The sequence below is a fragment of the Streptomyces similanensis genome (assembly GCF_039543625.1).
In the GTDB taxonomy this organism is placed as follows: Bacteria; Actinomycetota; Actinomycetes; order Streptomycetales; family Streptomycetaceae; genus Streptomyces; species Streptomyces similanensis.
This window is the reverse complement of the sequence record NZ_BAABKC010000009.1, coordinates 1-26,112: the sequence shown is the minus strand read 5'-3', so window position 1 is coordinate 26,112 and position 26,112 is coordinate 1. Positions and strand designations below refer to the sequence as shown.

Annotated in this window: 19 protein-coding genes; 10 read left to right on the top strand and 9 right to left on the bottom strand. The window is 70.3% G+C overall.

From position 1 onward, the window contains the following. Positions 1-74: 74 nt before the first annotated feature. The 4 genes from ABEB07_RS02865 to ABEB07_RS02850 all read right to left on the bottom strand — a co-directional run bounded on the left by ABEB07_RS02865 (position 75) and on the right by ABEB07_RS02850 (position 3,631). Complete coding sequence (locus ABEB07_RS02865) at positions 75-932, bottom strand: fumarylacetoacetate hydrolase family protein (RefSeq protein WP_345666869.1); 858 nt, start codon at positions 930-932, stop codon at positions 75-77. Between the two features lie 147 nt (positions 933-1,079). Continuing rightward, entirely contained in the window at positions 1,080-1,853 is a 774-nt protein-coding gene (locus ABEB07_RS02860) for a YidC/Oxa1 family membrane protein insertase (RefSeq protein WP_345666868.1), read from the bottom strand. 104 nt (positions 1,854-1,957) lie between these two features. Further along, positions 1,958-2,284, bottom strand: a complete 327-nt coding sequence (locus ABEB07_RS02855; protein WP_345666867.1) for a DUF6412 domain-containing protein — start codon at positions 2,282-2,284, stop codon at positions 1,958-1,960. Between the two features lie 84 nt (positions 2,285-2,368). Beyond that, a complete protein-coding gene (locus ABEB07_RS02850) occupies positions 2,369-3,631 on the bottom strand; it encodes an amidohydrolase (protein ID WP_345666865.1) in 1,263 nt (420 codons plus the stop codon). Between the two features lie 295 nt (positions 3,632-3,926). On the opposite strand from ABEB07_RS02850, the gene ABEB07_RS02845 reads away from it, so the two are divergent. The 5 genes from ABEB07_RS02845 to ABEB07_RS02825 all read left to right on the top strand — a co-directional run bounded on the left by ABEB07_RS02845 (position 3,927) and on the right by ABEB07_RS02825 (position 7,805). Then, entirely contained in the window at positions 3,927-4,973 is a 1,047-nt protein-coding gene (locus tag ABEB07_RS02845) for a tetratricopeptide repeat protein (protein WP_345666864.1), read from the top strand. Between the two features lie 107 nt (positions 4,974-5,080). Further along, positions 5,081-5,344 carry an NUDIX hydrolase gene (locus tag ABEB07_RS02840; protein ID WP_345666863.1) on the top strand — a complete coding sequence of 88 codons (264 nt, stop codon included), beginning with the start codon at positions 5,081-5,083 and terminating at the stop codon, positions 5,342-5,344. 319 nt (positions 5,345-5,663) lie between these two features. Further along, positions 5,664-6,074, top strand: a complete 411-nt coding sequence (locus ABEB07_RS02835) for a very short patch repair endonuclease (protein ID WP_345666926.1) — start codon at positions 5,664-5,666, stop codon at positions 6,072-6,074. After that, positions 6,062-7,057, top strand: a complete 996-nt coding sequence (locus ABEB07_RS02830) for a DNA cytosine methyltransferase (protein ID WP_345666862.1) — start codon at positions 6,062-6,064, stop codon at positions 7,055-7,057. Before ABEB07_RS02835 ends, ABEB07_RS02830 begins: the two co-directional genes overlap by 13 nt. Before the next feature lie 76 nt (positions 7,058-7,133). Next, entirely contained in the window at positions 7,134-7,805 is a 672-nt protein-coding gene (locus ABEB07_RS02825) for a DNA cytosine methyltransferase (protein ID WP_345666861.1), read from the top strand. Here ABEB07_RS02825 and ABEB07_RS02820 read toward each other — a convergent pair. The 3 genes from ABEB07_RS02820 to ABEB07_RS02810 are packed head-to-tail and all read right to left on the bottom strand — an operon-like array spanning position 7,748 to position 11,751. Next, positions 7,748-8,611, bottom strand: coding sequence for a DUF6339 family protein (locus ABEB07_RS02820; RefSeq protein WP_345666860.1), 864 nt, complete (start codon positions 8,609-8,611; stop codon positions 7,748-7,750). The genes ABEB07_RS02825 and ABEB07_RS02820 overlap by 58 nt on opposite strands. Beyond that, positions 8,608-9,603 carry a hypothetical protein gene (locus tag ABEB07_RS02815; RefSeq protein WP_345666859.1) on the bottom strand — a complete coding sequence of 332 codons (996 nt, stop codon included), beginning with the start codon at positions 9,601-9,603 and terminating at the stop codon, positions 8,608-8,610. The genes ABEB07_RS02820 and ABEB07_RS02815 overlap by 4 nt, the downstream gene beginning before the upstream one ends. 3 nt (positions 9,604-9,606) lie before the next feature. Next, entirely contained in the window at positions 9,607-11,751 is a 2,145-nt protein-coding gene (locus ABEB07_RS02810; protein WP_345666858.1) for a helix-turn-helix transcriptional regulator, read from the bottom strand. 872 nt (positions 11,752-12,623) lie between these two features. Here ABEB07_RS02810 and ABEB07_RS02805 point away from each other — a divergent pair. Genes ABEB07_RS02805 through ABEB07_RS02790 form a run of 4 tightly spaced genes read left to right on the top strand, consistent with a single transcriptional unit; the run spans position 12,624 to position 24,401 of the window. Next, the gene (locus tag ABEB07_RS02805; RefSeq protein WP_425588939.1) at positions 12,624-17,393 is read left to right on the top strand and encodes a DEAD/DEAH box helicase; all 4,770 of its coding nucleotides are present in this window, start codon (positions 12,624-12,626) and stop codon (positions 17,391-17,393) included. Continuing rightward, on the top strand, positions 17,390-19,294 hold the full coding sequence (locus ABEB07_RS02800) for a UvrD-helicase domain-containing protein (RefSeq protein WP_345666857.1): 1,905 nt from the start codon (positions 17,390-17,392) through the stop codon (positions 19,292-19,294). The genes ABEB07_RS02805 and ABEB07_RS02800 overlap by 4 nt, the downstream gene beginning before the upstream one ends. Beyond that, positions 19,291-22,536 (top strand): helicase-related protein, encoded by a 3,246-nt coding sequence (locus tag ABEB07_RS02795; protein WP_345666856.1) that lies wholly within the window; start codon positions 19,291-19,293, stop codon positions 22,534-22,536. The genes ABEB07_RS02800 and ABEB07_RS02795 overlap by 4 nt, the downstream gene beginning before the upstream one ends. Continuing rightward, positions 22,533-24,401, top strand: a complete 1,869-nt coding sequence (locus ABEB07_RS02790) for a DUF1998 domain-containing protein (RefSeq protein ID WP_345666854.1) — start codon at positions 22,533-22,535, stop codon at positions 24,399-24,401. The genes ABEB07_RS02795 and ABEB07_RS02790 overlap by 4 nt, the downstream gene beginning before the upstream one ends. 99 nt (positions 24,402-24,500) lie before the next feature. Here ABEB07_RS02790 and ABEB07_RS02785 read toward each other — a convergent pair whose 3' ends face one another. Both ABEB07_RS02785 and ABEB07_RS02780 read right to left on the bottom strand, forming a co-directional pair. Continuing rightward, the gene (locus ABEB07_RS02785; RefSeq protein ID WP_164585189.1) at positions 24,501-24,920 is read right to left on the bottom strand and encodes a DUF6234 family protein; all 420 of its coding nucleotides are present in this window, start codon (positions 24,918-24,920) and stop codon (positions 24,501-24,503) included. A 114-nt stretch (positions 24,921-25,034) separates the two neighbouring features. After that, positions 25,035-25,508 carry a carboxymuconolactone decarboxylase family protein gene (locus tag ABEB07_RS02780; RefSeq protein ID WP_345666853.1) on the bottom strand — a complete coding sequence of 158 codons (474 nt, stop codon included), beginning with the start codon at positions 25,506-25,508 and terminating at the stop codon, positions 25,035-25,037. A gap of 242 nt (positions 25,509-25,750) precedes the next feature. Between ABEB07_RS02780 and ABEB07_RS02775 the strand changes: the two genes are divergently transcribed. Next, positions 25,751-26,056 (top strand): hypothetical protein, encoded by a 306-nt coding sequence (locus ABEB07_RS02775; protein WP_345666852.1) that lies wholly within the window; start codon positions 25,751-25,753, stop codon positions 26,054-26,056. The last annotated feature ends 56 nt before the right edge of the window (positions 26,057-26,112 follow it).

Sequence of the window (26,112 nt, the reverse complement as noted above, 5' to 3'; positions counted from 1 at the left end):
GTGCGGGAACCGCGCCCCGGCCGCCACACCGCCGCTGCCGGGGGCGCGGTTCCCCGCCGTCGCCTGCGGAGCGCCTACGCCTCCTTCAGCTGCTGCCGCTGCCTCCCCAGCCCCTCGATCTCCAGCTCGACCACGTCCCCGGAGCGCAGGTACGGCTTCGGCTCGGGCTGCCCCATGGCGACCCCGGCGGGCGTGCCGGTGTTGATGACGTCGCCCGGGTACAGCGTCATGAACCGGCTGACGTAGCGGACGACTTCGGCGACCGGGAAGATCTGCTGGGCGGTCGAACCGTCCTGCCGCAGCTCGCCGTTGACCCACAGCCTCAGCGACAGGTCCTGCGGATCGGGCACCTCGTCGGCGGTGACGAGCCACGGCCCGAGCGGGTTGAACGTCTCGCAGTTCTTCCCCTTGTCCCAGGTGCCGCCCCGCTCGATCTGGAACTCCCGCTCGGAGACGTCGTGCGCGATCGTGTACCCGGCGACGTGCGCGAGGGCGTCCTCGTCCGTCTCCAGGTAGCGCGCGGTGCGCCCGATGACGACCGCGAGCTCGACCTCCCAGTCCGTCTTCACGGACCCGCGCGGTACGAGCACCGTGTCGTTCGGGCCGACCACGGTGTCCGCCGCCTTGAGGAAGACCACCGGCTCGGCCGGCGGCTCGGCCCCCGCCTCGCGGGCGTGGTCGTGGAAGTTCAGCCCGATGCACACGACTTTGCCGATGCGGCCGAGCGGCGGTCCGATCCGCAGGCCGTTCGCGTCCAGCGCGGGCAGCTCCCCGGCGTCGGCGGCGGCCCGGACCCGGCCGAGCGCGGCGGCGTCGGCGAGCAGCGCGCCGTCGATGTCGGCGACGACTCCCGACAGGTCGCGCAGCGTCCCGTCGCCGTCCAGCAGCGCGGGCCGCTCCGCCCCGGCCGTACCGACTCGCAGCAGCTTCATGGTCCCAACTCCCTCGTCAGCAGGCAGTCCACCGGCGTCCACGGCTCGGGTGCGGCGGCCGCGACGACCGGGGGACTTGTCCGATCGTCCAATCCCGCGGTCCACTCCGCAAGACCCGGTTCACGTACTGGACCGTAGGGTCACCGCTCAGCGCAGCAGCACCGCCCGCTCGACGGCGGTCCAGGCGGTGCTGGTCACCACGTACAGCGCGGCGGCCAGCGGCACGACGGCCACGGTGACGAGGGTGCCGAAGGACAGGAACGGCGCCACCTTGCCGCCGAGCGCCGCGAGCCCGCGCAGGGGCTCACCGCCGCCGAGGCCGGGGTCGGCGTCCGCCGCGGCCCGCCTGACCCGCAGGAAGCTGAAGGCAGCGACGACGGCCACGACCGCGAACAGCCCGAGGTACACGACCCCGGCCGCCCCGAACAGCCCGCCGTCGGCGAGGGCGTCGGCCCAGTGCCCGCCGAGCGGAGCGGCGAACAGCCGGTGCCCGAGCAGCCCGTTGGCCTCGCCGGCGATGGTCGTGCTGGAGAACAGGTGGTAGAGCAGAAAGAACGCGGGCATCTGGAGCAGGTTCGGCAGGCACCCCGACAGCGGCGACACCTTTTCCTGGGCGTGCAGTTCGACCAGCGCCCGCCGCAGCCGGGCGGGGTTCTTGCGGTGCTTCCTGCGCAGCTCGGCGATCCGCGGCCGCAGCACCGCCTGCGCCTTCTGGCCCCGGGCGGCGGCCCGCGCGAGCGGATGGACGAGGAGCCGTACGAGCGCGGTGAACAGCACGATCGCCGCGGCGGCCGAGGAGGCGTGGAAGACGGGCTGGAGCAGCTCGGCGAGGTGCTCGACGAGCCGGGCGAAGAAGGGGAAGAGCGAGGGGAGCGAGAAGGGCGAGAAGGGGGAGAAGGCGAAGGAGGAGAGTACGGACATGGCTGAGCCCTCCGAGGGGTCTCGTCGCGATGCGGACAGGGCGGCGCGACGACCCGCGCGGGGCACCCGGCGGTACGGAAACGAGACGAGAGGAGTGCGGTGCCCTACGCGACGACGGTCGTCGTGAGGGCACGTCCGGGCGCTCGGGGCCGGCGCCGTCCCGCGGCGTCGGGGTCCCGTTGCGGCAGGAAGGCCGTACGCCGGTCCCGGTCGCGGATGGCCGTACGCACCCGGGTGGGCGGCACGGCGGGCGCGCAGCGCGAGAGCAGCAGGGCGCAGACGACGAGGGCCGAGGCGGCCGCGGTGGTCGCGGCCGCGGCGAGCGCGACGGCGGCGTGCGGGCCGCCGGCGTGCAGCAGGGCGAGCTGGAGGAGCACGAGGGAGAGCAGGAACAGCGCGGCGAAGGGGCGCGTCCCGGCCCGGTCACGCATCACGACCGCTTCCCCCTCCCCCGCGAACACGACGACTCTCACCCTCTCTTATACAGGACCGCGCCCGGTACGGGGCCGCGTACGTCAGTGGCCGAGGCCGAGCCAGGCGAGGGCGGCGACGGCCAGGGCGCTGACGCCGGTGTCCAGGGTGGGCTGGACGACGGGGGCGAAGAAGGGGCTGTGGTTGACCGGGATGTCCTGGTCGACGGTGCCGGCGGCGACGGCCTCGGCGTACCGGTCGGGGTCGATGCCGCCGATGGCCCAGTAGGTGAACGGTGCCCCGAACGCTCGCGGGATCTTGCTCATGTCCTCGCTGGCGGTGTGCAGGGGAACGGTGTGCGCGTCGTCGCCGAAGTGGGCGGCGAACGCCTCGGCGACGCGACGCGTGGTGGCGTCGTCGTTGACCGTGGGCGGGAAGGTGGCGACCCGTTCGAACTCGGGTTCCTCGGGCGCGCCGGACGCCTGGCACTCGGCGCGGACGATCCGCTCGACCGCGTGCAGCACCTGGGAGCGGGTGGCGTCGTCGTAGGTGCGGACGTTGAGCTGGAGGACGGCGCTGTCGGGGATGACGTTGGGGCTGGAACCGGCGTGGATGCTGCCGACGGTGACGACGGCCGGGGTGGTGGCGGCCAGTTCGCGCGCGACGACGGTCTGCAGGCGGACGACGATCATCGCGGCCATCACCACCGGGTCGACGGCGTTCTGCGGCGAGGAGCCGTGGGCGCCGCGGCCGTGGACGGTGACGCGCAGGCTGTCGGCGGCGGACAGGAACGGCCCGGAGCGGGTGCCGACGTAGCCGGCGGGCAGCGGCAGGACGTGCTGGGCGAGCACCGCGTCGGGCGCGGGCGCGCGGGAGGTCAGCCCGTCGTCGACCATGGCGTCGGCGCCGTCGCCCTTCTCCTCCGAGGGCTGGAACAGCGCGACGAAGGTGCCGCGCCAGGCGTCCTTGGCCCCGGCGAGCAGCCGGGCGCAGCCGACCAGGCAGGTGACGTGCATATCGTGGCCGCAGGCGTGCATCACGGGCTGCTCGGTGCCGTCGTCGCCGGTGGTGGTGGCGGTGGAGGCGTAGGGCAGGCCGGTCGCCTCGCGCACCGGGAGGGCGTCCATGTCGGCGCGGGCCATGACGACCGGCCCGTCGCCGTTGGCCAGCACGGCGACGACACCGGTCCCGCCGACGCCTTCGGTGACCTGGTACCCGGCCGCGCGCAGCGCCTCGGCGGCCTTGCCCGCCGTACGGTGCTCGCGCAGCCCGAGTTCGGGGTGCCGGTGCAGGTCCTTGTAGAGGTCCTCCAGCTCGGCGCGGATCGCGCCGAGGCCGGCGAGCACGGGGCGGGCGGCGTCGGTCATGGCAACTCCGTAGTGGTCCGTAGGTGGTGGGCCAGCCGGAACCCGCGTCCCCGGCAGCCCCGTCCCCGGGAACCGCCGCGGCCTACGACGGGCGGACCTCAACCGAGCGTAACCGCTCCCTACGACCGGGCCACCGGAGCCGGCCGGCGACCGCGCCACCGGGCGGCCACCGGAGGACGGGGCAGGCACTGCGCCGGACAGGGGCAGGCGCTTCGGGTCCTGGGGCGGTCCCCGCGCGGGCGGCCGGCCGGCGGATACCTCCTTTTTGTCACCGACCGGCGCTACGGTGTCCCCCATGCGCCCCGACACGCCCGCCCACGCCGCCGCAGCCACCGAGAACGCCGAGACCGCCGGAAACGTCGAACACGCCGCCGAGGCGGCCCGCCTGGAGCGGACCGCCGGCCTGTACCCGGAGGACGCCGAAGCCCTCCTCGTCCAGGCCGCCGCCCACCTGGAACTGTCCGGCGACCGCCCCGCCGCGGCGACGCTCTACGACCGTCTGCTCGCCTCCCCCGACACCCTGGAGAACGCCTCGCTGGTCCGCGCCCTGAAGGCGGCCAACCTCTGGGAGTTCGACCACGAGGCCGAGGCCAGGGCCATCATCGAGGGCATCCGCGTCACCGCCCCGCGCGACGCGGCGCCCTGGGTGATCATCGCGGAGTCCCTGGAGGCCCACGACGAGCTGGAGGCGGCGCACAAGACGTTCACGGAGGCGGTGGACCTGCTGCTCACGGACGTCCCGGAGCCGCCGTACGCCACGCACCCCCTGCTCTACGGCCGCCACCGCGTCCGCCGCATGCTGGGCGCGGACCACGACGACTGGGACACCCTGGCCGACGCACTGCACTCGGCCCCGGTCTCCCTGGACGAGCTGCACGACCCGAAGCGGGTGTGGTCCCTCGGTTCGGAGAACCCGGCGGAGCTGAAGGCGGAGATCACCCGCCTGAACGCGGAACTGGGCGCCTATCGCGAGGCCCTGTCCCGCCCGTTCCCGGTGGCTGTCCTGCACTGGCCGGCCGCCGAACTGTCCGAGCTCCTGACGGCGTACCCCGACCTCACCACGGAGTACCCGACCCACGAGACCCACCTCGCGACGATAGAGGCATCCCTGCGCGAACTCTCCGCCTCCGGCACCCCGAACCTCGGCATCGTCACCGGCACAGTCCCCTCCTACGAGGCCTTCGCCGCCTCGGAATCCACCTCCCCCTCCGACCCGACCCTCCTCCCCCAGTACGCGACGACCCTGGCAGCCCGCGGCCGCGCGGTGGCTTGGCCTCCGCAGCGGGGGGCGGGGTGCTGGTGCGGGTCATCTGCCGCATACGGCGAGTGCCACGGACGCTGACGTCCCCATCCGGCCGGCCAACGATCAGCGGTGGCGCTGCCGAGCCAGACAGCGGGGGTGTGCTCGGCTGGTCTCGGTGCTGCCCGTTTCGGTTGGAGGCGTAGGCGGTGGCACGCACGGAGTACTACGACGATCCCGATGCCCCGGAACCCAACAGCCTGGTGGTCGCGTACTCGGACGGTGAGGTCAGACGCCAGTTCAACGTGTGCTTCACCGCCCGCGTCACCGGAGGCGAGCTAGCCATCTCCGACGAGTCGACGGAACTGCGGTTCGTCGATCCCCGGGAACTGAAGTCGTTGCCCATGCACCACACGCAACGGCTGCGACTACGCCACTTCCTCCAGCAGCGGAGCGCCCCTTACCTCAGGTAGGGCGGGCTCCGCGTCCCAGCGTTGTCAGTGCCTCGTAAAGACGCACGTCGAAGCAAGAGCAAGGGGGTGCACTGCTGCTCCACCCCAGCGGTCGAGTCCGAGTCCCGCCTCGCCTCCGACGGGACGGGGGCCGGGTGACGTCGCCGTGCTCTCCTCCTCGGTCGCATCGCAGTCGTCGGTGGCGGTCGCCCATGGGTGGTCCCGTACGATCGACTCGGGCCGGCGAGGGGCAGTCCCCATCACCCGAGACGACGTTTCTTCCCGAGGTGCGACAACATTGGACGACGTGAAGCCCTCCTCCCCCGGCGTCTCGGCACGCATGTCCCGTCAGGCCAGCAAGGACACCAACGCCGAACTGGCCGTACGGCGTCTGCTGCACGCGGCCGGCCTGCGCTATCGCGTGGAGTACCCGGTGCCCGGCATGGCGCGGCGGCGCATCGACGTCGCCTTCACCCGGGCCAAGGTCGCCGTCCTGATCGACGGATGCTTCTGGCACGGATGCCCACAACACGCTACGCAGCCGAGAGCCAACGCGGAGTGGTGGCGTACGAAGCTGGACCGCAACATGGCTCGCGACCGGGAGACGACAGAACATCTGACCGCGGCCGGCTGGACGGTGCTGAGGTTCTGGGAGCATGAAGATCCGCACGTGGTGGTCGCTCAGGTCGCAGCGGCCGTGGGACGGCGTCCGGCGGAACGGACGGGAAGGCTGGAGGCGTGGGGAGGCTGACCTTCGTGGACGTGTGCTCCGGGGCCGGCGGTCTCGCCCTCGGCCTGGAGCAGGCCGGTTTCGAACCGCGTCTGCTCCTGGACGACGACGATGACGCCGTCACGACCCTGCGGGCCAATCGGCCTCACTGGAACGTGCTCCGCACCGACCTGCTCGACTTCGATCCGGCCGAACACCCCGAGAGCTACGACGTGGATCTCCTCGCGGCGGGCCTGCCTCGGGTCAAGTCGAGCGCGACCGTTCGACGTGCGGAATCGGATGTGGAGGAACGGCTGTTGGAGGCCACGGTCTACCTGGCGCACGCCATCAGACCGCGAGCGGTGATCATCGAAAACGTTCCCGATCTCGCTCGCTCGGACAGGTACCAGCGCTTCCGCGACTTCGCCCATGCCGAACTGGCACATCTCGGTTACGAGTTCAGCTGGTTCATCGTGAACGCCGTCGACTTCGGAGTGCCACAGAACCGCAGGCAGGGCGTGCTGGTGGCCGTCGAGCGGCATTGGGCCCAGGCATTCCGATCGCCGACACCCACGGTGCAGCAACCGATGACGGTCGGTTCCGCCCTGGGGCCGTCCATGGCCGCGCGGGGCTGGGGAGACGCCGCCCTCTGGGCCGCACAAGCCGATCAGCCCGCCCCGACACTGGTCGGAGGCTCGAAGAACCGAGGCGGTGCTGATCTGGGGCCGACCGGGGCCAAACGGAAGTGGGCGACCATGGGCGTCAACGCCCACACGGTGGGCAACGAGGTTCCCGGCCCCGACTTCGTCTGGGATCCCCTGCTCGGCAAGGACAACATGGTGAAAATCACGGTGGAGCAGGCGGCTCTGCTTCAAGGTTTTCCTGCGTCCTGGGGGATCACCGGCCTCAAGACGGCCCGATATCGGCAGGTCGGGCACGCAACGCCGCCGCCCGTCGGTCGGGCGCTCGGACGGGCTGTGGCCGAAGCGCTGCGCAGGGAGCCGTCGGCTCCAGCGGCCGGATAGGCTTCCGCCGCCTCACCGGCCCATCCCCGACAAGCCCTTTGCCCTCGATCTCTTCGCCGCTCCCGGCGGGTCGGACATGGCCGGGGACCTGCTGGGTGGCCCGAGCCTCGGCATCGAATGGGACCGGAGTGCGTGTCTCACGCGGTATGCGGCCGGCCTGGCGACCCTCCACGCCTACGTCAGCGCGACCCGCGGGGAGTCCCTCGATGCGCTCTCGCCGGAGATCAACGTACTCGCGGGTGGCCCCCCGTGTCGGACGTACTCGGTGGCGGGACGTGGTTCCGGGTGCAAGGCGTTGGAAGAGGTCAAGAGCTGCATCAGGCGAATCATGGCGGGCGAGGCGGGCGGCTCCGCCGCGAAGGTCGCCAAGGAGCCCGAACCGGGGGCCCGACCTCACGATGTCATCGTCCTGGAGCCGGTCCCCACCGTAGAAGCGTCATGGGGGCGCGCCGAGATAGGGATTCGGCGAGCCTTCGCCACCCGAACCGACCCACCACGCCTACGCGGCGAAGGAATGGAACCGCAGCAGCGGCGGCGCGACCTCCGCACCAGGAACCGTAGCGGCGGGCCAAGTTGCGGAGCCACAGCTGCGCGACAGCGAACGACCGCACCGCCCGCTGTCCACGCCGCCCCGAGGAGCAGGCGCGGTCGCGCAAGAAGACGTCGCAGCGGTGATCGGAGATCGTCGGGTCAGTCCTCGCCCTTCCTGCCCCTGACCGGAGCGGTCTCGAACAGGTCGGCGAAGTAGTCGGTGAGCACAGCCAGGGACTGCTCGGGGACGGGCTCCTCGTCCGGCCCCTCCGGAAGGACATGGCGCGAGACCGGTGGGGCCGTCTCCGCCTCCGCGATCCAGTCCCGCAGACGAGCGGGGTCCCTGGGCTCGTCCGGTGCCAGGACGTCGTAGATCAAGGTCGCTCCGGCCGCGTTGACGGCGATACTCAGTCCGTTGACATCACGGCCGGTGGTGATCTTTCCATCCTTGAGAAGGCGTACCAGCGCCTGGGCCGTGGGACGGTGGTCGATCAAGTCGTTCCGAAGAACGGTGTGGATGAGATCCTGGTTGCCACAGGCGATCTCGACCGGTTCGTAGTCCGGCCCGTTCCTGAAGAGTTCGGCCGCCCACCACAGACGGGAGAAGCACTGCCGGTCCGCAGGGCCGCGGAAGCGCTCCGCGGCAACGCGTCGTGCCGGCTCCGCCAGGTGACGCCACACGACATAGTCGGGGGCGACAGCCAACGCCAGGTGGTTCCACAGACGCTTGTCCGCCGCTTCCCGCCTCGTCAGACGCAAGGTGGCGTGGAGCCGCGGCGCGAGCCAGGCGTCGGCCCGGGTCCGGTCCTTGCCGAACTCGAACATGGCGTCCTCCACCAGGCTGCGGATCGGCTCGACCCACCACCTGGCGTCGTCCTCGGGGAGCGGCTCGACGGCCTTGGCGAGATCTATGCCGCTGTGGACCTGTTCACCGCTGAGCAGCCCCTCGGTGAGGAAGGTGTCGACGGCCGGGCCGGAGAGCAGCGCCAGACGCTCCGGTACGTGGTGAGGCTGGGTGATCACGTCTCGCTCTCCCTGTTGGTCCGTTCCAGACTGCGGATGACGTAGCCCACCGCCCTGGCCGCCTCGGCACGCCGGACCGCCGCGTAATGGATTCGGGTCTGGAGTTCGCCCCAGCCCGACTCGCCGGTCCGCCGGCGGTGAACCAGTCGCAGGGCCTCCTCCACATGCGCACCGGGGACGACGTCCGGGAGCATCTCCCGCAGCACCTCGCCCTGCCAGTCGGTGGGGAAGACCGGACCGCCGTCCGGTTCCGTCTCCAGGTCGCCGATGGCGGCATGGAACACCGCCGTCCACACGTCCGTGGCCATCTGGGCGACGAGGAGGTCGCGCACCCTGCTGTCCACACCGGATCCGCTGCTGTCCAACAGGCCGACGATCCCGTCGATGTCGGTGTTGACGAACACCGTGGGGACCCGGGCCGTGGTGTCCACGAGCCAGGGCGCGTCGGCGTAGGCGTGCAGCCATTCCCTGGAGCTCTTGCTGAACGACGCCTTCCGGACGTCCAGGCGCAGGCCCCTGACCGGCTCGTCGGACACCGTGTCGACGACCCAGCTCCTATCGGTCTCGGCGATCGACCTTCCTTCGACCCCGTCGACCGTGCCGACGGCGTACACGCCGAGGGAAGCCCGCCCCAGATGGTCGTCGCGGAGCACCTCCAGAGAGCCCGACCAGTCGCGGCTGTCCTCCGTGTCACGGGTGAGGGACGTCGAGGTGCGGACATTGGTCTCGCCGTCGGTCGAAACGGCGAGGACGCGCAGACCGGACCACGCCGCGTCGGGGGCGTCGGCGCCGGGCGGCAGGGTGGCCGAGAGACCGATCGTGGCGCTCACCCAGTCCGTGCGGCCCGCGACGCCGAGGGCCACGACCTGTTCCTGAGTCGAGTAGGCGCTGGTGTCCAATGGGTCACGGGTGCCGTCGGGGAGCTTCAGGGAGACCGACGTCACCCGAAGCGTGATCGGACGATTGAGCCGCTTGTACGGATAGATCTTCACGTGTCACGCCCCCTTGCCGGCACGCAGTTCGAGGACGAGGCGGGTGAGCGTGGTCCTCACAGGATGGCTGGAGACGTCGGTGGCTCCCCGGAACTTCGCACGGCGTGTGCCGGGCGGGAAGCGCAGGGTGCCGTCCTCCACCTCGCAGCCCTCGACAGCCACGAGTTGCGCCCAATCCAGCCTCGGGCGCCCCCCGGAACGGACATCCATCTGGGCGATCGGCACCATCGGAACGATCTCGTCGCCGCGCGGGATGCTCACTTCCGCGGTGATCAGCCACTCCCCGTGGTCACCGACCGTCGCATCGAGCCCGTCCAGCACCGGGACCACCGGGCCAGAGGGCGCCTTCGCCTTGGGACGGCTCTTGACGGTCAGCGCCTTGCGCAGTGCCTCGCCGCCTTCGCCTCTGCCGCGTCTGGGGCGGGCGACGAGTTCCCTGACCGCACTGTTGACTTCGGTGGTCAGATTGTTGATCCGCCGATAGGCGGAGGGGGACCAGCGAAGAATCAGCTCCTCCGTCTGCCCCCACCGGTCGTGCTCCGGCGGTTCCGCCGCCCGCAGGAACTCCTCGGCCTCTTTCGCGAAGGGCGCCGTCTCCCCGGCGGCCTCCCCCACGAGGAGAACGGCCTGGAAGGGATTGGTGCCCAGCGGCAGGTTCTGGACCGTGGCCTTCTTGACCGTCATGCGGTTGCCGCGCAGCGAGTGCACCTGGTTCTTGGGGGTGTCCTTGTCGCTCGCGGCCTCGGTGACCAGCAGGACCGCCTGATGGGTGCCGAGCGTCCCGCGGGTGCCACCGGCCAGTGGCAACTTCAGCGGCACGTTCCTGATCGCCACCTGTCCGGCCTCGGTGAGCCGATCCACCGTGGTGCCCTCGTAGTGAGCCCGCAGGGCACGGGTTCGGGAGGGTTGCTCGACGGACGGGTCCACCATCGTCTCCGGTACGACCTCGTCGCCGTTGCGCAGAGCGCGGACCGAGACCTCCAGCAAGGGGAGTCGGCCGCCACCACCGATCATGGCGGCCCAGAAGTCGCGGCCCAACGCCTCGACCAGGCGCTCGTGCATCCTCTCGATGTCGCGGGTGTCCTCGGAACCCTCCTCGTCGCGAGGCTTCTCGTCCTGATCGGCCGAGTCCCCTTCGAGACTGGCCACGTCGTGCGCCCCCACGATGAGAAAGGACGTACCGGGTTCCTCGCCGTCTCGGCCCAGATGCAGGCGGGCCACGGTGTCCTCGTCCGCCCACCAGGAACGGGCGACCTCGGCGCCCGGTGAATCCGGGTCAGGACGTCCGAACCAGGCGGGTCCCGCGTAGGGGCGTCCGTCGACCTCCCGCCAGGGCAGTTCGAGACGACCGATCATCCGTCGTTCGGTCCGCCCCTCGTGCGGCACCGACAGAGTGGAGTTGATGAGCACGAGGCCGAGCGCACTGGTCGCCCACAGGGTCGCCTTGCCCAGACCGTACGAACCACCCGCGCCGGGACCGGACTTCAGACTTTCGAGCTGGCGCCGGACCACGGCGGCGAACTTGCCGTCCGCGTAGTCGTCACCGGTGAGCCCGGAGGCGTTGTAGTCGTCGACCCGCAGGAGGACCAGGCGGCCCTTCTCGTACATGTCGCGCACACCGGCGTCGACGACCCGACCGACCTTCTGGTTGCCGGCCAGCTCCGAGACGGCGGAGTAGTGCGGGAAGAGGTCGTTCCAGAGGATGGCCTCACGGAAGGCGTCCAGGTGCTCGCCGGTCAGCTCGTGCAGGGTGTAGCGGACACGGACGGGACGGCCGTTCTCCGTCAACCGCTCGTCGAGACTGTTCTGACACGTCTCGCGGGCGAGGACCTGGACGTCGGCGTCGAAGGCGAAGGCCGCGGCATTGCCCAGGTCACGTCCGCCGTCGGAGTAGCCGGGGCGGTGGTACCAGGTGACGGGGAGGCCGGCTTGGGTGTCGGTGGTACGGGTGTGGACCGTACCGACGTCCGTACCCAGCGCCTTGGCGATGTCCGTCATCACCGTCGGACGCGGGGTCGACCGTCCGGCGATCCACGCGGAGACGGCGGCTCGGGTCAACCCCAGTTCCTTGGCCAGTTCGGCCTGTGTCTTCCCCGCGAGCCTGAGCTGCCGGGACAACCACGGCCCGAACTCCTCACCTGTCTCCACGCGCCACCTGCTCTTCCTCAAGTCGTACGAGGAAGGCTAATTTGACGATCGCGATCACGTCAACCAAGAGTTAACCGGACGGGATCCCCGACCAGCTCCATCCGCCTGCCCGAATCATCCGGTTCGCAACCTTCGCCCCCTTCTGTGTCCACCTCGAAAACGCGAGACTCTGAACTCCTGTGCATCGAACGGCTGTTGGGGTTGCCGACCCCACGGAACCCCGCTATGGTCACCGACGTTGGGAAATCCGACTCGCTCGCGAACCAGAAATCTGGAGGCCGGGCGACAAGGGGAGGAGTGCATCCACACGGGGTCGACGGCCTTGCGTGGAAACATTTTTGGGAAGTACTGGCGGCCCGGATGGTGGACCCGCTAGCGTGATCAACGGGAGTGAATCCCACAACAGAAGCCATCTTGCTTCACGGGGGCGTGGCCCGATGACACCCCTGTGCAATTACCAGGACATGACTTGACAGGGGCGGGGCCTCAGTGAATGAAGACGACTGTTTTCCCTTACTGCTCTCTCAGCGGGAGCGGAGTGCGATAGAACTAGCCTTTCAGTGGGCGACGAGCAAGGCCGTCGCTGCGGAGATTCAGAGCCGACATGAACTGTCGGATGACGATTTCCTCGCGGGGTTCCCCGACCTGGCCGAGGCCGTCCAGGAGTTGCCGGACGAGGACCCCCCTGATGACCCTCCTGATGTCTGACGCCGGGTGCCCCACCCCACATGACCAGCGTTTCCTCGACCATCGGTGAGACGCTCCGGCCACCGGCACGCGATGAATCATGCATGGGCCGGCTCGAGCACAGCCGGCGAGCCGGCCCATCACCCAGACTTTCACCCACCTTTGACATCAGGAGCGCAGCAATCGTGCCGTCCTCGTCCTCCGCGGTGATCGAAACCGTTCTCGAACAGTCCGCCCGAGTACTGCAGACGTATGCCGTGGATCCCGGCCTCGTGGCCGAACACGCCAATGGGGAGCGCCGTATCACGCAGGGCGGATACGGCGACCGTCAGCTTTTCGAACTCGTGCAGAACGCGGCCGACGAAATCGCGAACGCGCCTGGAGGGCGTGTCCAGGTGGTTCTCACGGAGACGCACCTTTACTGCGCCAACGAGGGAACTCCGGTCACCCCGGAAGGGGCGGAGACCATTCTTCGGATGAGTATGTCGAAGAAGCGCGGCGGGCAGATCGGGCGGTTCGGTGTCGGGGTGAAATCTGTTCTCGTGGTGACCGACGCACCGGAATTCTTCAGCAGCACCGGGAGTTTCGGATTCGACCGCGCCTGGTCCTACGAGCAGATCAAGGCCGTGCCCGGTGTGACGGAGCGCTACGGCCCGGAGTTCGACGCCCCCGTCCTGCGGATGGCCCGCCCGCTCGACATGCAGGCCGAACGCGCCTCCGATCCCGTGCTGGACAAGTTGTTGACCTGGGCGACCACGGTCGTCCGGCTCCCGCTGCTCCCCAAGGCCGACGACCGGCTGGGGAAGGACATGCACGGCAGTCGTGGCAAGGACCACGGTGAGCCCCGCGAGGAGTTCCCGGTCGGGTTCCAGCTCTTCTCACCGCACGTCGCCACGGTCGTGCTGGAGGACCACCGCCCCAGGCCCTTGGCGCGTCGTACGCTGACCGCCCAGCAGGCCGGCGACCTGCACACCGTGACCGAGGAACGCACGGGGAAGGCCCTCTCCACGGAGCGATGGCGCGTGTTCACCACCACGCACGAGCCGGGCCCTGCCGCCCGCGCGGACGCCGGAGAGCTGCACGACCGGGTCTCGCTCGACCTGTCCTGGGCCGTTCCCACGCTGGAGCGGGACCCCGAGAGCGGCCTGTACGTCAGATCGTCCAGCTCGCGCCGTCGCGGCAAGTTCTGGTCCTTCTTCCCCACCAAGTACGAGATGTCGCTGAGCGGCATTCTCAACGGCGCCTGGAAGACCAACGAGGACCGCCAGAACCTGCTCGACTCCTCCCCTTTCAACCAGGAAATGATCCGGATGTCGGCGAAGCTCGTCGTCGACTCTCTCCCCGCGCTGACCCCGGCCGAGGACCCGGCCGCCTACCTCCCCCTGCTGCCCGGCCGTGTCAGGGAATCGATCAGTTGGGCCGACGAGTTCCTGACCCGGGAGATCTGGGCCCGCACCGCCACGCACCCCTCGCTGCCCGACCAGGACGGCGTCCTGCGCGTTCCCGGGCAATTGCACGTCCACCCGCGACTGGACAAGGATCTGAAGCAGCTGACGCGATGGCTGCGGATGTGGCACGAGTGCCCCGGACGTCCTTCCGACTGGCTGCACCCGAGCGTCGAGGCCGACGCCCTGCGCTCCGGCAAGGTCGAGCACATCCTCCTCGCCGCCGGACACGAACGGGCCGAGGTGCGCGACTGGCTGGAGGCCCTCGTCGCGGACGGCACCGCCGAGGGGTCGGCGGTGGCCGTCCGCATCCTGGCCGACATGATCGAGAAGCGCTCCCCCTTCGCCGACGAGGCACGCAAGGCCCACATCGTGCTCACCGAGGAGCACGGGCTGGTCGCCCCCGTACCCGGCAAGGTGTTCCGCCGGGCCGAGCATCAGGACGGGCTGCGCGAGTCCACGGTGTACGTCGTCGACGAGCTGGCCCAGGACCCGTCCCTGGCGCACGCGCTCAATGTCCTCGGCGTCCGCGAGGCCGACGTCGAGGGGCGATTCGCCAGCGTCCTCGACCAGGGATTCGACCACTACGGTGAGTCGGACTGGGAGCGTTTCTGGGAACTGTTCCGCCAGGCCGGCATCCGTCGGCTGGCCCACAAGGTCCTGGAGCGTGTGCCCGATCCGCGCTCGACGCTCCGGGTACGAACCACCGACAAGCACTTCCGGCCGGTCGGGGACTGCATGCTGCCCGGCGTCGTGGTCGACGCCGAACGCGATCCGGGTGTCGCCGTCGACATGACGTTCCACTCCGACGACACGTCCTTCTTCTCCCTGATCGGCCTGCGGGACCGGCCGGCCGGCGGCGTGCAACCGCAGGCGGACGAGGCGTGGTTCGAGGAGTACCGAGCAGCCGTCCACGCGTCCTACCTGCGCACCCTGGACAGCCACGCCCCCCGCCCTTCGCTGAACCGGATGAAGGTCGAGGGTGCCGCGATCGGTGGTCCTCTCCATCTCTTCCGCAATCTGTCCGAGGAGTCCCGCGCCGCCTTCCTGAAGGCGCTGCCCGACGACGCCGTCGTGGACAACTGGACGCGACAGTTCGGCGCCCAGACCAGCACTCGGCAGGCGGTGATGTCACCGATCCGGTGGATGCTGCGCAAGCACGGCAGGGTCGCCACCTCCCAGGGGATCAAGCCGCTGGCGGAGGCCGTCGGTCCTCAGCTCGCCGCCTACCGCGATGTACTGCCGGTCGCCGACATCTCCCCCGAGAAGGCCCGCAAGCTGCGGCTGCCGATCACCGTCGAGGAGGTCCCCGCCGACCGCTGGGACGCTCTTCTCCACGAGGTGTCCCGCAGTGAGGACGACGCCTTCGTCGGCGCCACCTACGTGATGCTGACCCGGTTCGGGGCGGACTTCCCCGAGGACTCGCTGACCCGTTGCCGGATCGGTGACACCTGGGGCACCCGTCCCGACGACGAGATCACCCTCGCCGTCGGCGCCGCCGAGTACCGGGCTCTGCGTGCCGAACAGCTCCCCGCCCTGCTCGTGCCGACCGCCGAGGACGCCGAGCTGATGGTCGAGAAGTGGGGCATGCTCCGCTACTCCGACGTGATCAGTCGGGAGACCCGCGAGGTGGTCGAGGGCGACCCCGTGCCCCTCGTCGAGCTGTTCCCCGCTCTGCGGCAGCGCCTGAACAGCGGAAACCGGAACAGCATGGTGCAGCGGTGCACCGAGCTGGAGGAGGTCACGCGCACGCCCAACGGCACGCACGCCTCCCCCCTGGACGCCGTGCGCCAGGACGGCACGGTCAAGATCCGCGTGCCGCGGGAGCCGGAGCCCATGCTGCGGCTGATCGACCGCGAGCTGGGCCTCGGCCTCGGCGCGGCCGGTTGCCGCGCGGTGCTGGAGCACCAGGACCGCATGGCCAAGGACAGCGCGCTGAAGGCCGCGCAGAAGGCTGTGCGCGAAGCCGAGGACGTCGTGGTCAAGCTCGAACTGCTGATCGGCGCGGAGGCCCTCAGGGCCGGCCTGCCCGAAGGACTGATGGACGCCGAGCTGCAGGCGACCGGCGGCGCGGAACCGTCCGGACGCCGCATCGCGCAGATGGCTTTCAACGCGCACGGCGACGGGGTGCTCCAGCAGCACGCCCGGGACATCCAGGCACGCTTCCCCAACGCCCCGGTCGCCTACGGTGGTTCGTCGGCGGCCATCGCGTTCGTCTCCGACCTGCGCCTGCCCGTCACGTTCGCCGGTTCCAGGACTCCCTCGCCGCCTCCCTTCGAGACCGTCGAGGGCCCCCGTGACTTCCCCAGGCTCCACGACTACCAGGAGGACCTGGTCCGGAACATCTCCACCTTGCTCGACCGGCTCGCCCCGCAGCGCGGCATGCTGTCCCTGCCCACCGGCGCCGGCAAGACACGGGTCACCGCCGAGGCCGTGATCCGCTGGGTGAAGCGGGTCGGTGACCTCAAGGGTCCGCTGCTGTGGATCGCGCAGACCGAGGAACTGTGCGAACAGGCCGTGCAGAGCTGGAAGTTCGTCTGGAACAAGGTCGGTGCCGAGCGGCCGCTGACCATCAGTCGACTGTGGAGCAGCAACGAGGTCGGCAACGTCGTCGATCACCCTCACCTGGTGGTGGCCACGGACGCGAAACTGGAGCGGTGCCTGGGCACCGACCAGTACGCGTGGTTGCGCGATCCCGCACTCGTGATCGTGGACGAGGCGCACACCGCCATCTCCAAGCGGTACACAGAGATTTTGAGCCTGTTGGGCCTGACCCAGTACGAGACCCACCGGCATCTGCTCGGCCTGACCGCCACTCCGTTCCGCAACACCAACGAGGACGAGACCCGCCGGCTGGTCACCCGTTTCGGCAACCGGCGCCTCGACGAGGGCGTGTTCCCCTCCGGTGACCCGTACCGCGACCTGCAGGAGTGGGGCATGCTCGCCCAGGTCGAGCACCGCACCCTGGAGGGTGGTCGGATCGTGCTGAGCCAGGACGAGAAGACGCACGCCGAGCGCATGGCGATGCTGTCCCGTGCCGCCGAGCAACGGCTGGCCGACGACCACGAGCGCAGCCTGCGCATCGTCGACTCGGTGGCCGACCTGCCGCCGGACTGGCCGACGCTGCTCTTCGCGACCTCCGTCGACCACGCCAAGTATCTGGCGGCCATGCTCAACGACCGAGATGTCCCGTCCGCCGCCGTGGACTCGACCACCAGTGCGCAGGACCGTCGGACGCGGATCGAGAACTTCAGGACGGGCCGCATCCGTGTGCTCACCAACTACGGTGTCCTCACCCAGGGGTTCGACGCGCCGGCCACCCGGGTCGTGGTCGTGGCACGACCGGTCTACAGCCACAACGTCTACCAGCAGATGATCGGACGCGGCCTGCGCGGCCCCAGGAACGGCGGCAAGGACACCTGCCTGATCCTGAACGTCAGTGACAACATCTCCAACTTCGACACCAAGCTCGCCTTCACCCAGTTCGAGCACCTCTGGAGCCGTAAGTGACCGACGTCTACCTCGACAGTCCGCCGCTCACCGCCGAGCAGCGGACCGTCGTCGAGCAGCCCTGGGACGCACGGGTCCTGGTCACCGCCGGGGCCGGCGCGGGCAAGACGCACACGCTGGTGCGTCGACTCGACGCGTTGTGCGGCCACGAGGATCCGGAGGAGGCACTGGAGGCCACCGACATCCTCGTGCTCACGTTCTCCCGGGCGGCGGCCCGCGAGTTGCGTGAGCGCATCACCCGGCACGGGGACCGGGCCCGCCGGGTCCGCGCCCAGACCTTCGACGCCTGGGCGTACGGGACGCTCGCCCACGCCTACCCGGACCGGGACTGGGCCACGACCTCCTTCGACGAACGGATCAAGGCCGCGGCGGAAGCCGTCGAGCAGGGCGCGTTGGAGTCCGGCGACTCGATCCCGCCGTCCCATGTGGTGATCGACGAGGTACAGGACCTGCTGGGCGACCGCCGGGAACTGGTGGAGGCCCTGCTCGACCGCTACCAGGACAGCTGCGGCTTCACCGTGGTCGGTGACGCCGCCCAGTCCGTGTACGGCTTCCAGATCGAGGACCCGGCCGAACGCCACGACGAGACCGGACGGTTCTTCGAATGGTTGCGCCGCTCCTACCCCGACGACCTGGTGGAGCTGCAACTCACCGAGAACTTCCGAGCCGTCACCCCGGAGGCGCGGATCGCGCTGCCGTACGGGCCCCGGCTCCAGCAGGTCCGGGACGCGGACGAGGCCGCCACGCTCTACGAGGAACTGCGCGACCTGCTCCTGGACCCGACGAACGCGCTGGGCGACCTCACCGACGAGTACACGCTCCAGGGTCTGCGAGACCTCGACGACACCTGTGCCGTCCTCACCCGCGACAACCGACAGGCCCTGGTGGTCTCCCGGTTGCTCCACGAGAACGGCATCGGGCACCGGTTGCGTCGTCCTCTCGAGGATCACCCGGTGCCGTACTGGGTCGCCGAGCTGTTGCGCCGTACCGAGGCGACGGGTCTGACCGAGGACCGGTTCCGTTCTCTGCTGGAGGAGATACCGCTGCCCCACGAACCGAATGCCGGCGTCCTGTGGACGGTGCTGCGGCGCGCCACCCGCTCGCCCGGGCGCACCGCGCTGGATCTGGACCGGCTTCGCCGCCTGGTCGCCGACGGCCGGTTCCCCGACGAGGCGACCGACCCGGAGACCGCGCGGATCGTCGTCTCCACCGTGCACCGGGCCAAGGGGCTGGAGTTCGACCGGGTGGTCGTGCTGACTCCACCGACCGTCGCCGAACTACGGAAGCAGTACGGCGACGAGGCGGACCTTCCCGCGGAGGTCCGGGCCCTGTACGTGGCGATGACCCGCGCGCGGCAGGATCTCTACCACGTCCACTCCCCCGACCTGCCGATCATCAGGAGGGCGGGGAACCGCAAGAACGGTCGGCGCTACGTCGGTGGATGGCGGTCGTACGACAGGTACGGCGTGGTGGCCGAGGCCGGTGACGTCTGCCGGGACGACCCGCCCGGTCACGCGACCGACGCCGTGGCGACCCAGGCCTATCTCCTGCGGGAGGCCGAACCCGGTCAGGAGGTGCTGGTGCGCAAGCTTCACGACCTGCCGGCGGGCGAGGCGCAGAGCCCGCCGTACGCCCTGTTGCACCGGGGACGGGAGATAGGCGAGGCGTCGGAGCGGTTTCGACAGGAGCTGTTCCGGGTGCAGAAAGTGAACCGGACGTGGGACCCCTGGTGGCCCGACGAGATCCACGGCCTGCGGATCGACACCCTGGAGACGGTGACGGGCAGCGTCGCGGCCGGTGCCAACGCCGGCCTCGGCGACCGAGGTGTGTGGATCGCGCCGAGGATCACCGGCATCGGCATGTTCCGGCGGGCCGACGACGAAGAGGAGCAGGGCGTATGACGCACGTGGCAGGTCGGCACTCCGAGCACTACCGGGTGCGGGACGAGGAGCTCCTCGTCGGGCTGTGCAGGGAACTCTTCGGCCCCACCGAGGAGTCCGAGTCGGAGGACCGGGCAGAGGTCCTCGCTCAGGACGCGCCGATCGACCGCTATCTGACCGGTGTGCTGTATCCCCGTGCCTCGCGGGAGCGGAGGGCCGAGAACGCTGCCGAACAGGACGGTTCGGACATCGTGCCCGTTCTCCCTCGGGAGGACGCCGAGGAGTCCGGGGCCGCGCAGGAAGCCGGTGTCTCGGGCGACAAGCGCCCGTCCTCCATGGGGCTGACCTTCGCGGTCGCCCCCTCCATAAACGACACGATCGTGGTCTCGACGCGCGCTGCGGTCTACGAGCCCACCGACGCCGACGGCAATCCGGTCCCGGTCCGCCGTGCCGAGGCCCGGACCGTCACGGAGCAGAAGGAGCGGTGGCGGCGCAAGGAACTACAGCTTCCGGAACAGAGCATCGACGTCACCGTCCCCACCCCGGGCGACCTGATCGACCTCGTGCCGGAAAAGGTCGCGCTGCACGTCATCGTCCGCCGACCTGATCCGATCACCGGCACGGTGACCATCACGGTCACACTGATCAACAGGCAGAAAGTCGGCGAGCGGGACCTCCAGGACGCCTTCGCCCTGTTCCAGTGCGGGCTCACGATCTGGGCCGCCGACGGTTCCAGCGCGTTCGTCGAGCGCCCCGCCCCGGCTGCCGCGCACGACCCGGAGATCGCCACCGGTCGACTGCTGCACCGTCATGCCCCGACCTTCGCCATCGGTCACGGCTGCGCCGCCGCCTGGGACTGGATCCCATCACCGATCGGCGTGACCGATGCGGAGAAGGCCGCCGTCCCGGAGGTGCGCAGCGAGTTCCTGCCCAGTGTGGAGGTGCTGCTGACCGACTCGAACCCGGAGATCGACAGCTCGTCGCTGTCGATGCTGGGCCTGGCAGAGAAGTCCGATGCCGCGGTCCTGGCCGCCCTGGAGGCGCTGGCCACGGGGTACGAGGACTGGATCGCCCGCAAGTCGGCCGAGGCCGACTCTCTGGCGGGCGGTCCTCACGGGCAGCCCGCGCGGGACCAGGTGGACGCCTGTCACGAGGCACTCGGCCGGATCCGCGAGGGCATCGGACTGCTGCGCGACAAGCCCGACCTGATGCGGGCGTTCCGACTCGCCAACCGTGCCATGGCCGACCAGCGGGCCCGCAGCGCGTGGGTGAAGAGCGGGTGCGTCGGCAGTCCCGACCCGTCCGCCGGGCGCTGGCGCCCCTTCCAGATCGCCTTCGTGCTGCTCTGCACGGCCGGCATCGACGACCCCGAGCACGACGACCGGAAGATCTCCGACCTGCTCTGGTTCCCGACCGGTGGTGGCAAGACGGAGGCTTACCTCGGGCTGATCGCCCTGACGTCCTTCCTGCGCCGTATCCGCAGGGGCGCCGACGGCGGCGGCGTCACAGTCCTCATGCGCTATACGCTCCGGCTGCTCACCCTTCAGCAGTTCGAGCGTGCGGCGATCCTGCTGTGCGCCATGGAACACATGCGGCGCCGCACGCCCGAGCTGGGCGACGAGCCGTTCTCCGTCGGTATGTGGGTGGGGCGCTCGGCCACACCCAACACGCTGGCCGAGGCCGCCACCAGACTCGACGACCTGCGCGCCGACCTCGACAAGCGGCTCGCCACCGAGAACCCCGTCCAGTTGCACGCCTGCCCCTGGTGCGGGACCCGACTCGATGCCCGGGACTACGAGGCCGACGAGGACGCGAAGCGGATGTACATCCGCTGCCCCGGAACGGACTGCGAATTCGCCGGCGGGCTCCCCGTCCATCTGATCGACGAGGCGGTGTACGACGCGCGGCCGACGCTGGTGATCGCCACCGTCGACAAGTTCGCCTCGATGCCGTGGCGCCCGGCGACCTCGGCCCTCTTCAACCTGAACGACCCGACGGACGACACTCCTCCCCCGGAGCTGATCGTCCAGGACGAACTCCATCTCATCTCCGGCCCTCTGGGAACCCTGACCGGCCTCTACGAGACCGCTGTGGACGCGCTGGCCGACCGTCCCAAGGTGATCGCCTCCACGGCGACCATCCGTCGCGCGGCCGACCAGGGCCGCCATCTCTTCGCTCGTGAGGTACGACAGTTCCCGCCCGCCGGCCTGGACTCGCGCGACTCGTGGTTCGCCGTGGAGACCGCGCCCGAGGAGAAGGCGAGCCGCCGCTATGTCGGTCTCCTGGCCCCTGGAACAAGCCAGTCGACGCTGCTGATCCGCACGTACGCCACGCTGCTGCACCGGGCCATGCACGCGGACACCGACGACAAGGTGCGCGACGCGTACTGGAGTCTCGTCGGCTACTTCAACAGTCTCCGGCTGCTCTCCGCGGCCGAACTCCAGGTCCACGACGACGTGGTGGCGTACTTGGGGCTGCTCGCCGAGCGCGAAGGCGTTGCGGTGCGTTCTGTCGCCAACTACTCGGAGCTGACCAGCCGGATCGACGCCAGCGAGATCCCCACGCGGCTCAAGGGCATCGAGAAGAGGCTCCCCGACGAGGACACCGTGGACGTCCTGCTCGCCACCAACATGATCGCGGTGGGCGTGGACGTGGACCGGCTCGGGTTGATGGCCGTGATGGGCCAACCACAGACGACCGCCGAGTACATCCAGGCCACGAGCCGCGTCGGCCGTGCCCATCCCGGTCTGGTCACCGTCATGCTCAATGCGGCGCGAGCCCGGGACCGTTCGCACTACGAGAACTTCCAGCACTACCACTCGGCCCTCTACCGCGAGGTCGAGTCCACCTCCGTGACCCCGTTCTCCGCCCGAGCGCGTGAACGCGGGTTGCACGCGGTGATCGTCGCTCTCGCGCGCATCCTGATCCCGGCCGCCCGCCCCAACGAGGCCGCCGGGCAGGTCGAGTCCTACGAGCATGTCCTGCGGGGCCATATCCGGTCCCTGCTCCTCGACCGCGTCCTCGCGGTCACTCCCTCGGAGGCCGAGGCAGTGGAGCAGCGCTTCGACGAGTTCGTCGATCGGTGGTGCAAGGAAGCCGACATCCACGGCGAGTTGCTCTTCGAGCGGAAGCGGGGCCACCGTGCTCCGTCTCTCCTGAAGTCGTACGACGACGAGTCCACGGACCACGAGGCGTGGTCCACCTTGTGGAGCCTGCGCGACGTGGACGCCGAATCCGCCCTGTTCATGGAGGGAACCCGATGACCCCGCCTCCCGGCCGCCGCCGCCGGACCGCAGCCGACGGCAACACCCCGGCCCACAACTTCCCCCGCCGGGGCACGGTCCGCCGTGCGCAGGCGATCACGACGTACGGTGTCGGGTCGCTCATCGCCGTCGACCACGAGTCCTTCATCGTCTCGGGTCTGGACGAGGCCGACCGGAGCTGGAGCAAGGGCGAGTCGAAAGTCGTCCATGAGCGACGTCTGGCCCGTCTGCTCGACGTCGACCACTTCCGGCTGCCACCGGCGTCCGAGGACACCAGCAAGGACGGCCTCCGAGTACGCCGCTTCCCCCTGATGCACTCGTGTCCCGAGTGCAACGAACTCCAGCCGCACCGCGACTTCTCCCCACCGGCCGGCCGAAGCGTCTGCGGCACCTGCGAGGTGGACCTCGTCCCCTCCCGCTTCGTCGTCGCCTGCGAGGCCGGACACCTCGACGAGTTTCCCTACTGGCAGTGGGTGCACCGCTCGCGCGACCGGGATGCCGCGAGGATCGGCAGGTGCGGCGGCAAGCTCAGGATGCGCACGACCGGACGCACCTCCTCGCTCCGGTCCATCGTCGTGTCGTGCACCTGCGGTCAGGTGCACGAGGTCTCGATGGAAGGTTCCTTCCGCAGGAACGCACTCAAGGACCTGCGCCTCACCTGCCGAGGCGCCCGGCCGTGGCTCGGCCTCTCCGCCACGGACCCGGCCGGGTGCGGGCTTCCCCTGCGCGCCCTGCAGCGCGGTTCCTCGTCGGTGTGGCAGCCGGTGCTGAAGTCGGCGCTCTCCATCCCGCCGTGGAGCAACGGCCGTGCGGATCCGCTCGCGGAGCACTGGGACGCTCTCCGTCAGTTCGACAACCCGGACCACATCGCGATCTACCTCAAGGGTGCGTTCAAGGGCGAGTGTCCGCTCCCGCTGGACGAGGTCATGGCCCTGCTCGACGCGGAACGCGAGGAGGACCCGGACGGCGAGGCGGCGCCCGGCTTCGACCACCGCTACCGCGCCCTGCGCAACAAGGAGTACGAGCGCCTGCGGTCCGGCAACGACGAGAGCGAGCATTCTCGTGACGAACAATTCGTCTGCGAGACGCCGCTCGGCGACCCGAGGATGCTCCAGCCACTGGGCATCACGGGCCCGATGCTGGTCAAGAAACTCCGTGAGGTGCGGGCTCTGAAGTCCTTCACCCGCCTCGTCGACGCCGAGTCGACGACCGACGTGAAGGAGATGTCCCTCTCCCAGAAGCCTCTGCGCTGGCTTCCGGCCATGGAGGTCCAGGGCGAGGGCGTCTTCCTGCGTCTGGACGAGCACCGACTGGACGCCTGGGAGAAGACGACAGCGGTGACGGCCCGGGGGGAGCACATGCGCAGCGCCCATCAGCGGGTGCTCGAGCAGCGGGCCGACGACCCGAGTCGGGCCGTGCCGTCTCCGGCCACTCCCCGCATGGTGCTGCTGCACACCTTGGCTCACGTCCTCATCAACGAGTGGAGCCTCGAGGCGGGCTACCCGTCCGCCTCCTTGCGCGAGCGTCTGTACGCCGCGGACGACATGGCCGGGGTGCTCGTCTACACGGCGACGAGCGACTCGGCGGGCAGCCTCGGCGGTCTCGTCGCCCAGGGCGAACCGAAACTCCTGGACCGCACGGTGCGCTCGGCGATCCGCCGGGCCGAGTGGTGCTCCTCGGACCCCCTCTGCATGGAGGCCGAGGCAGCCGGCTCGGCCGGGACGAATCTCGCCGCCTGCCACGCCTGCGTGATGCTTCCGGAGACGAGCTGCGAGCACAACAACATCCTGTTGGACCGTGCGCTGCTGGTCGGGACGCCCGAAGATCCCGCACTGGGGTTCTTCGGGGCCGTCCTTGCCTCCTGACATGCGCCGACCCGGGCTTCGCGAGCCGACCTCCAGCGCCCGGGTCTCGAACTGTCCGAGCAAGGTCGGACGGGCACCCATCGCGCCGGGACGCGACACTCACCGTTTCGACGGCCCCTCGTGGCACGCGTTCGGGGCGGTCTCGCAGTGCGCGTCCTCGTGGGACTGCGCCACGTATCCCCCGAAGAGGGCGAGAGACACCACGGCCGCCACGACGCTCTGGCTCGCGACCGTCACGTAGGCCCTGGCGCGGGCGGCGATCGCCGTCGCCACGACGGCGAGGGCGCCGACGCCGCCGACGGCGGCCAGGTAGCCCCAGAGTGAGTCGGCCCTCACCGTCGTGGCCGGGTCCAGGTTGAAGCCGGACAGGAACCAGAGGCCGAAGACGACCGCCAAGGCCAGGATCTCCAGGAACACCAGGGCGCACCCGATGCCGATGTCGGCGCCCAGGTCGGCGCGGTCCTGTCGCCGGGGGCCGGTCGTCGCGTCGAACGCCGGTGGCGCGGTGGGCAGGTTCATGCTGGCCACGATGTCTGTGCGGGCGGGGTGGGCGCATGAGTACGAGGGCTCAGATCGGTGCCGGTTTCCCGTACCGGCCCTCGGTCCTCGACGCTCGTCGGTTCGTGTGCGGCGTCAGCCGAACATCCCCGGCCGGTAGTCGCCCGCCGGCTGCTGGATGGTGACGTTCACGCGGTTGTAGGCGTTGATGAGGGCGATCAGGGAGACCAGGGCGGCGAGTTGGTCCTCGTCGTAGTGCTTCGCCGCGTTCTCCCAGGCCTCGTCCGTGACGCCGCCCGCCGCGTCGGCGATGCGGGTGCCCTGCTCGGTCAGTTCCAGGGCCGCGCGCTCGGCGTCCGTGAAGACCTTCGCTTCCCGCCAGGCGGCGACCAGGTGCAGGCGCTGGGCCGTCTCGCCGGCGTGCGCGGCGTCCTTGGTGTGCATGTCGGTGCAGAAGCCGCAGCCGTTGATCTGGCTGGCGCGGATCTTCACCAGCTCCTGCGTGGCGGCCGGCAGGCCCGAGTCCGTGAGCACCTTGCCCGCCGAGTTGATGTGGCGCAGGAACTTGGCGGCGACGGCGTTCTGGAAGAAGTTGATACGGGGTTCCATCGAAGGCTCCTTGGTCGTACTGGTCGTCTCGGCCGTTCTGGGCGGCCTGTTCGGTGGTGGTACCGGTACGACGGAGCCCGGCGGGGATGTGTGACAGCGCCGAGGGGGATGTGTAGGTGACCTGCGTCTCATGCGGTCGCCTCCGGCGGCCGCGGGCTCGCGGGGGTGGCCGCCGGGTGCCGCCCTGTGCGGGTTAGCCTCACTTTGTTCGGCTTCTGTTCGGTCTCTGCGGGAGGCAAGTGATGGCGAAGGTTCCTACGGCGGTGATCGCCGCGAGCGGGCTCGTCGGCGGGTACGGCGTGGCGCGGTGGACGAAGAAGCGGCAGCTGGGCGGGGCCGTGCTGGCCGTCGCCGGGGCCGCCGCCGCACAGCAGTGGCGCCGGCAGGCGGGCGGGAAGGCCGCCGGTGCGCTCACCGCCGGCTACGTCGCCGCGTTCGCCGGGTCGCACCCGCTGGCCAAGAAGGTCGGCGCCTGGCCGTCCGTGTTCGGCGTCGCCGGGGCCGTCGCCCTCGCTTCCTGGGCCGTCGCCGACCGACGCGGCGCGTGACCGGTCGCCGGGCCGCCGGGCCGGCGACCGAGGGCCGGGGCGCGGTGTCCGGACTC

What these genes read in the sequence shown, in the direction of transcription:
- ABEB07_RS02865 (WP_345666869.1), bottom strand. Translation starts at nt 932, where the DNA reads ATGAAGCTGCTGCGAGTCGGTACGGCCGGGGCGGAGCGGCCCGCGCTG.
- ABEB07_RS02860 (WP_345666868.1), bottom strand. Translation starts at nt 1,853, where the DNA reads ATGTCCGTACTCTCCTCCTTCGCCTTCTCCCCCTTCTCGCCCTTCTCG.
- ABEB07_RS02855 (WP_345666867.1), bottom strand. Translation starts at nt 2,284, where the DNA reads ATGCGTGACCGGGCCGGGACGCGCCCCTTCGCCGCGCTGTTCCTGCTC.
- ABEB07_RS02850 (WP_345666865.1), bottom strand. Translation starts at nt 3,631, where the DNA reads ATGACCGACGCCGCCCGCCCCGTGCTCGCCGGCCTCGGCGCGATCCGC.
- ABEB07_RS02845 (WP_345666864.1), top strand. Translation starts at nt 3,927, where the DNA reads ATGCGCCCCGACACGCCCGCCCACGCCGCCGCAGCCACCGAGAACGCC.
- ABEB07_RS02835 (WP_345666926.1), top strand. Translation starts at nt 5,664, where the DNA reads ATGTCCCGTCAGGCCAGCAAGGACACCAACGCCGAACTGGCCGTACGG.
- ABEB07_RS02825 (WP_345666861.1), top strand. Translation starts at nt 7,134, where the DNA reads ATGGCCGGGGACCTGCTGGGTGGCCCGAGCCTCGGCATCGAATGGGAC.
- ABEB07_RS02795 (WP_345666856.1), top strand. Translation starts at nt 19,291, where the DNA reads ATGACGCACGTGGCAGGTCGGCACTCCGAGCACTACCGGGTGCGGGAC.
- ABEB07_RS02790 (WP_345666854.1), top strand. Translation starts at nt 22,533, where the DNA reads ATGACCCCGCCTCCCGGCCGCCGCCGCCGGACCGCAGCCGACGGCAAC.
- ABEB07_RS02785 (WP_164585189.1), bottom strand. Translation starts at nt 24,920, where the DNA reads ATGAACCTGCCCACCGCGCCACCGGCGTTCGACGCGACGACCGGCCCC.
- ABEB07_RS02780 (WP_345666853.1), bottom strand. Translation starts at nt 25,508, where the DNA reads ATGGAACCCCGTATCAACTTCTTCCAGAACGCCGTCGCCGCCAAGTTC.
- ABEB07_RS02775 (WP_345666852.1), top strand. Translation starts at nt 25,751, where the DNA reads ATGGCGAAGGTTCCTACGGCGGTGATCGCCGCGAGCGGGCTCGTCGGC.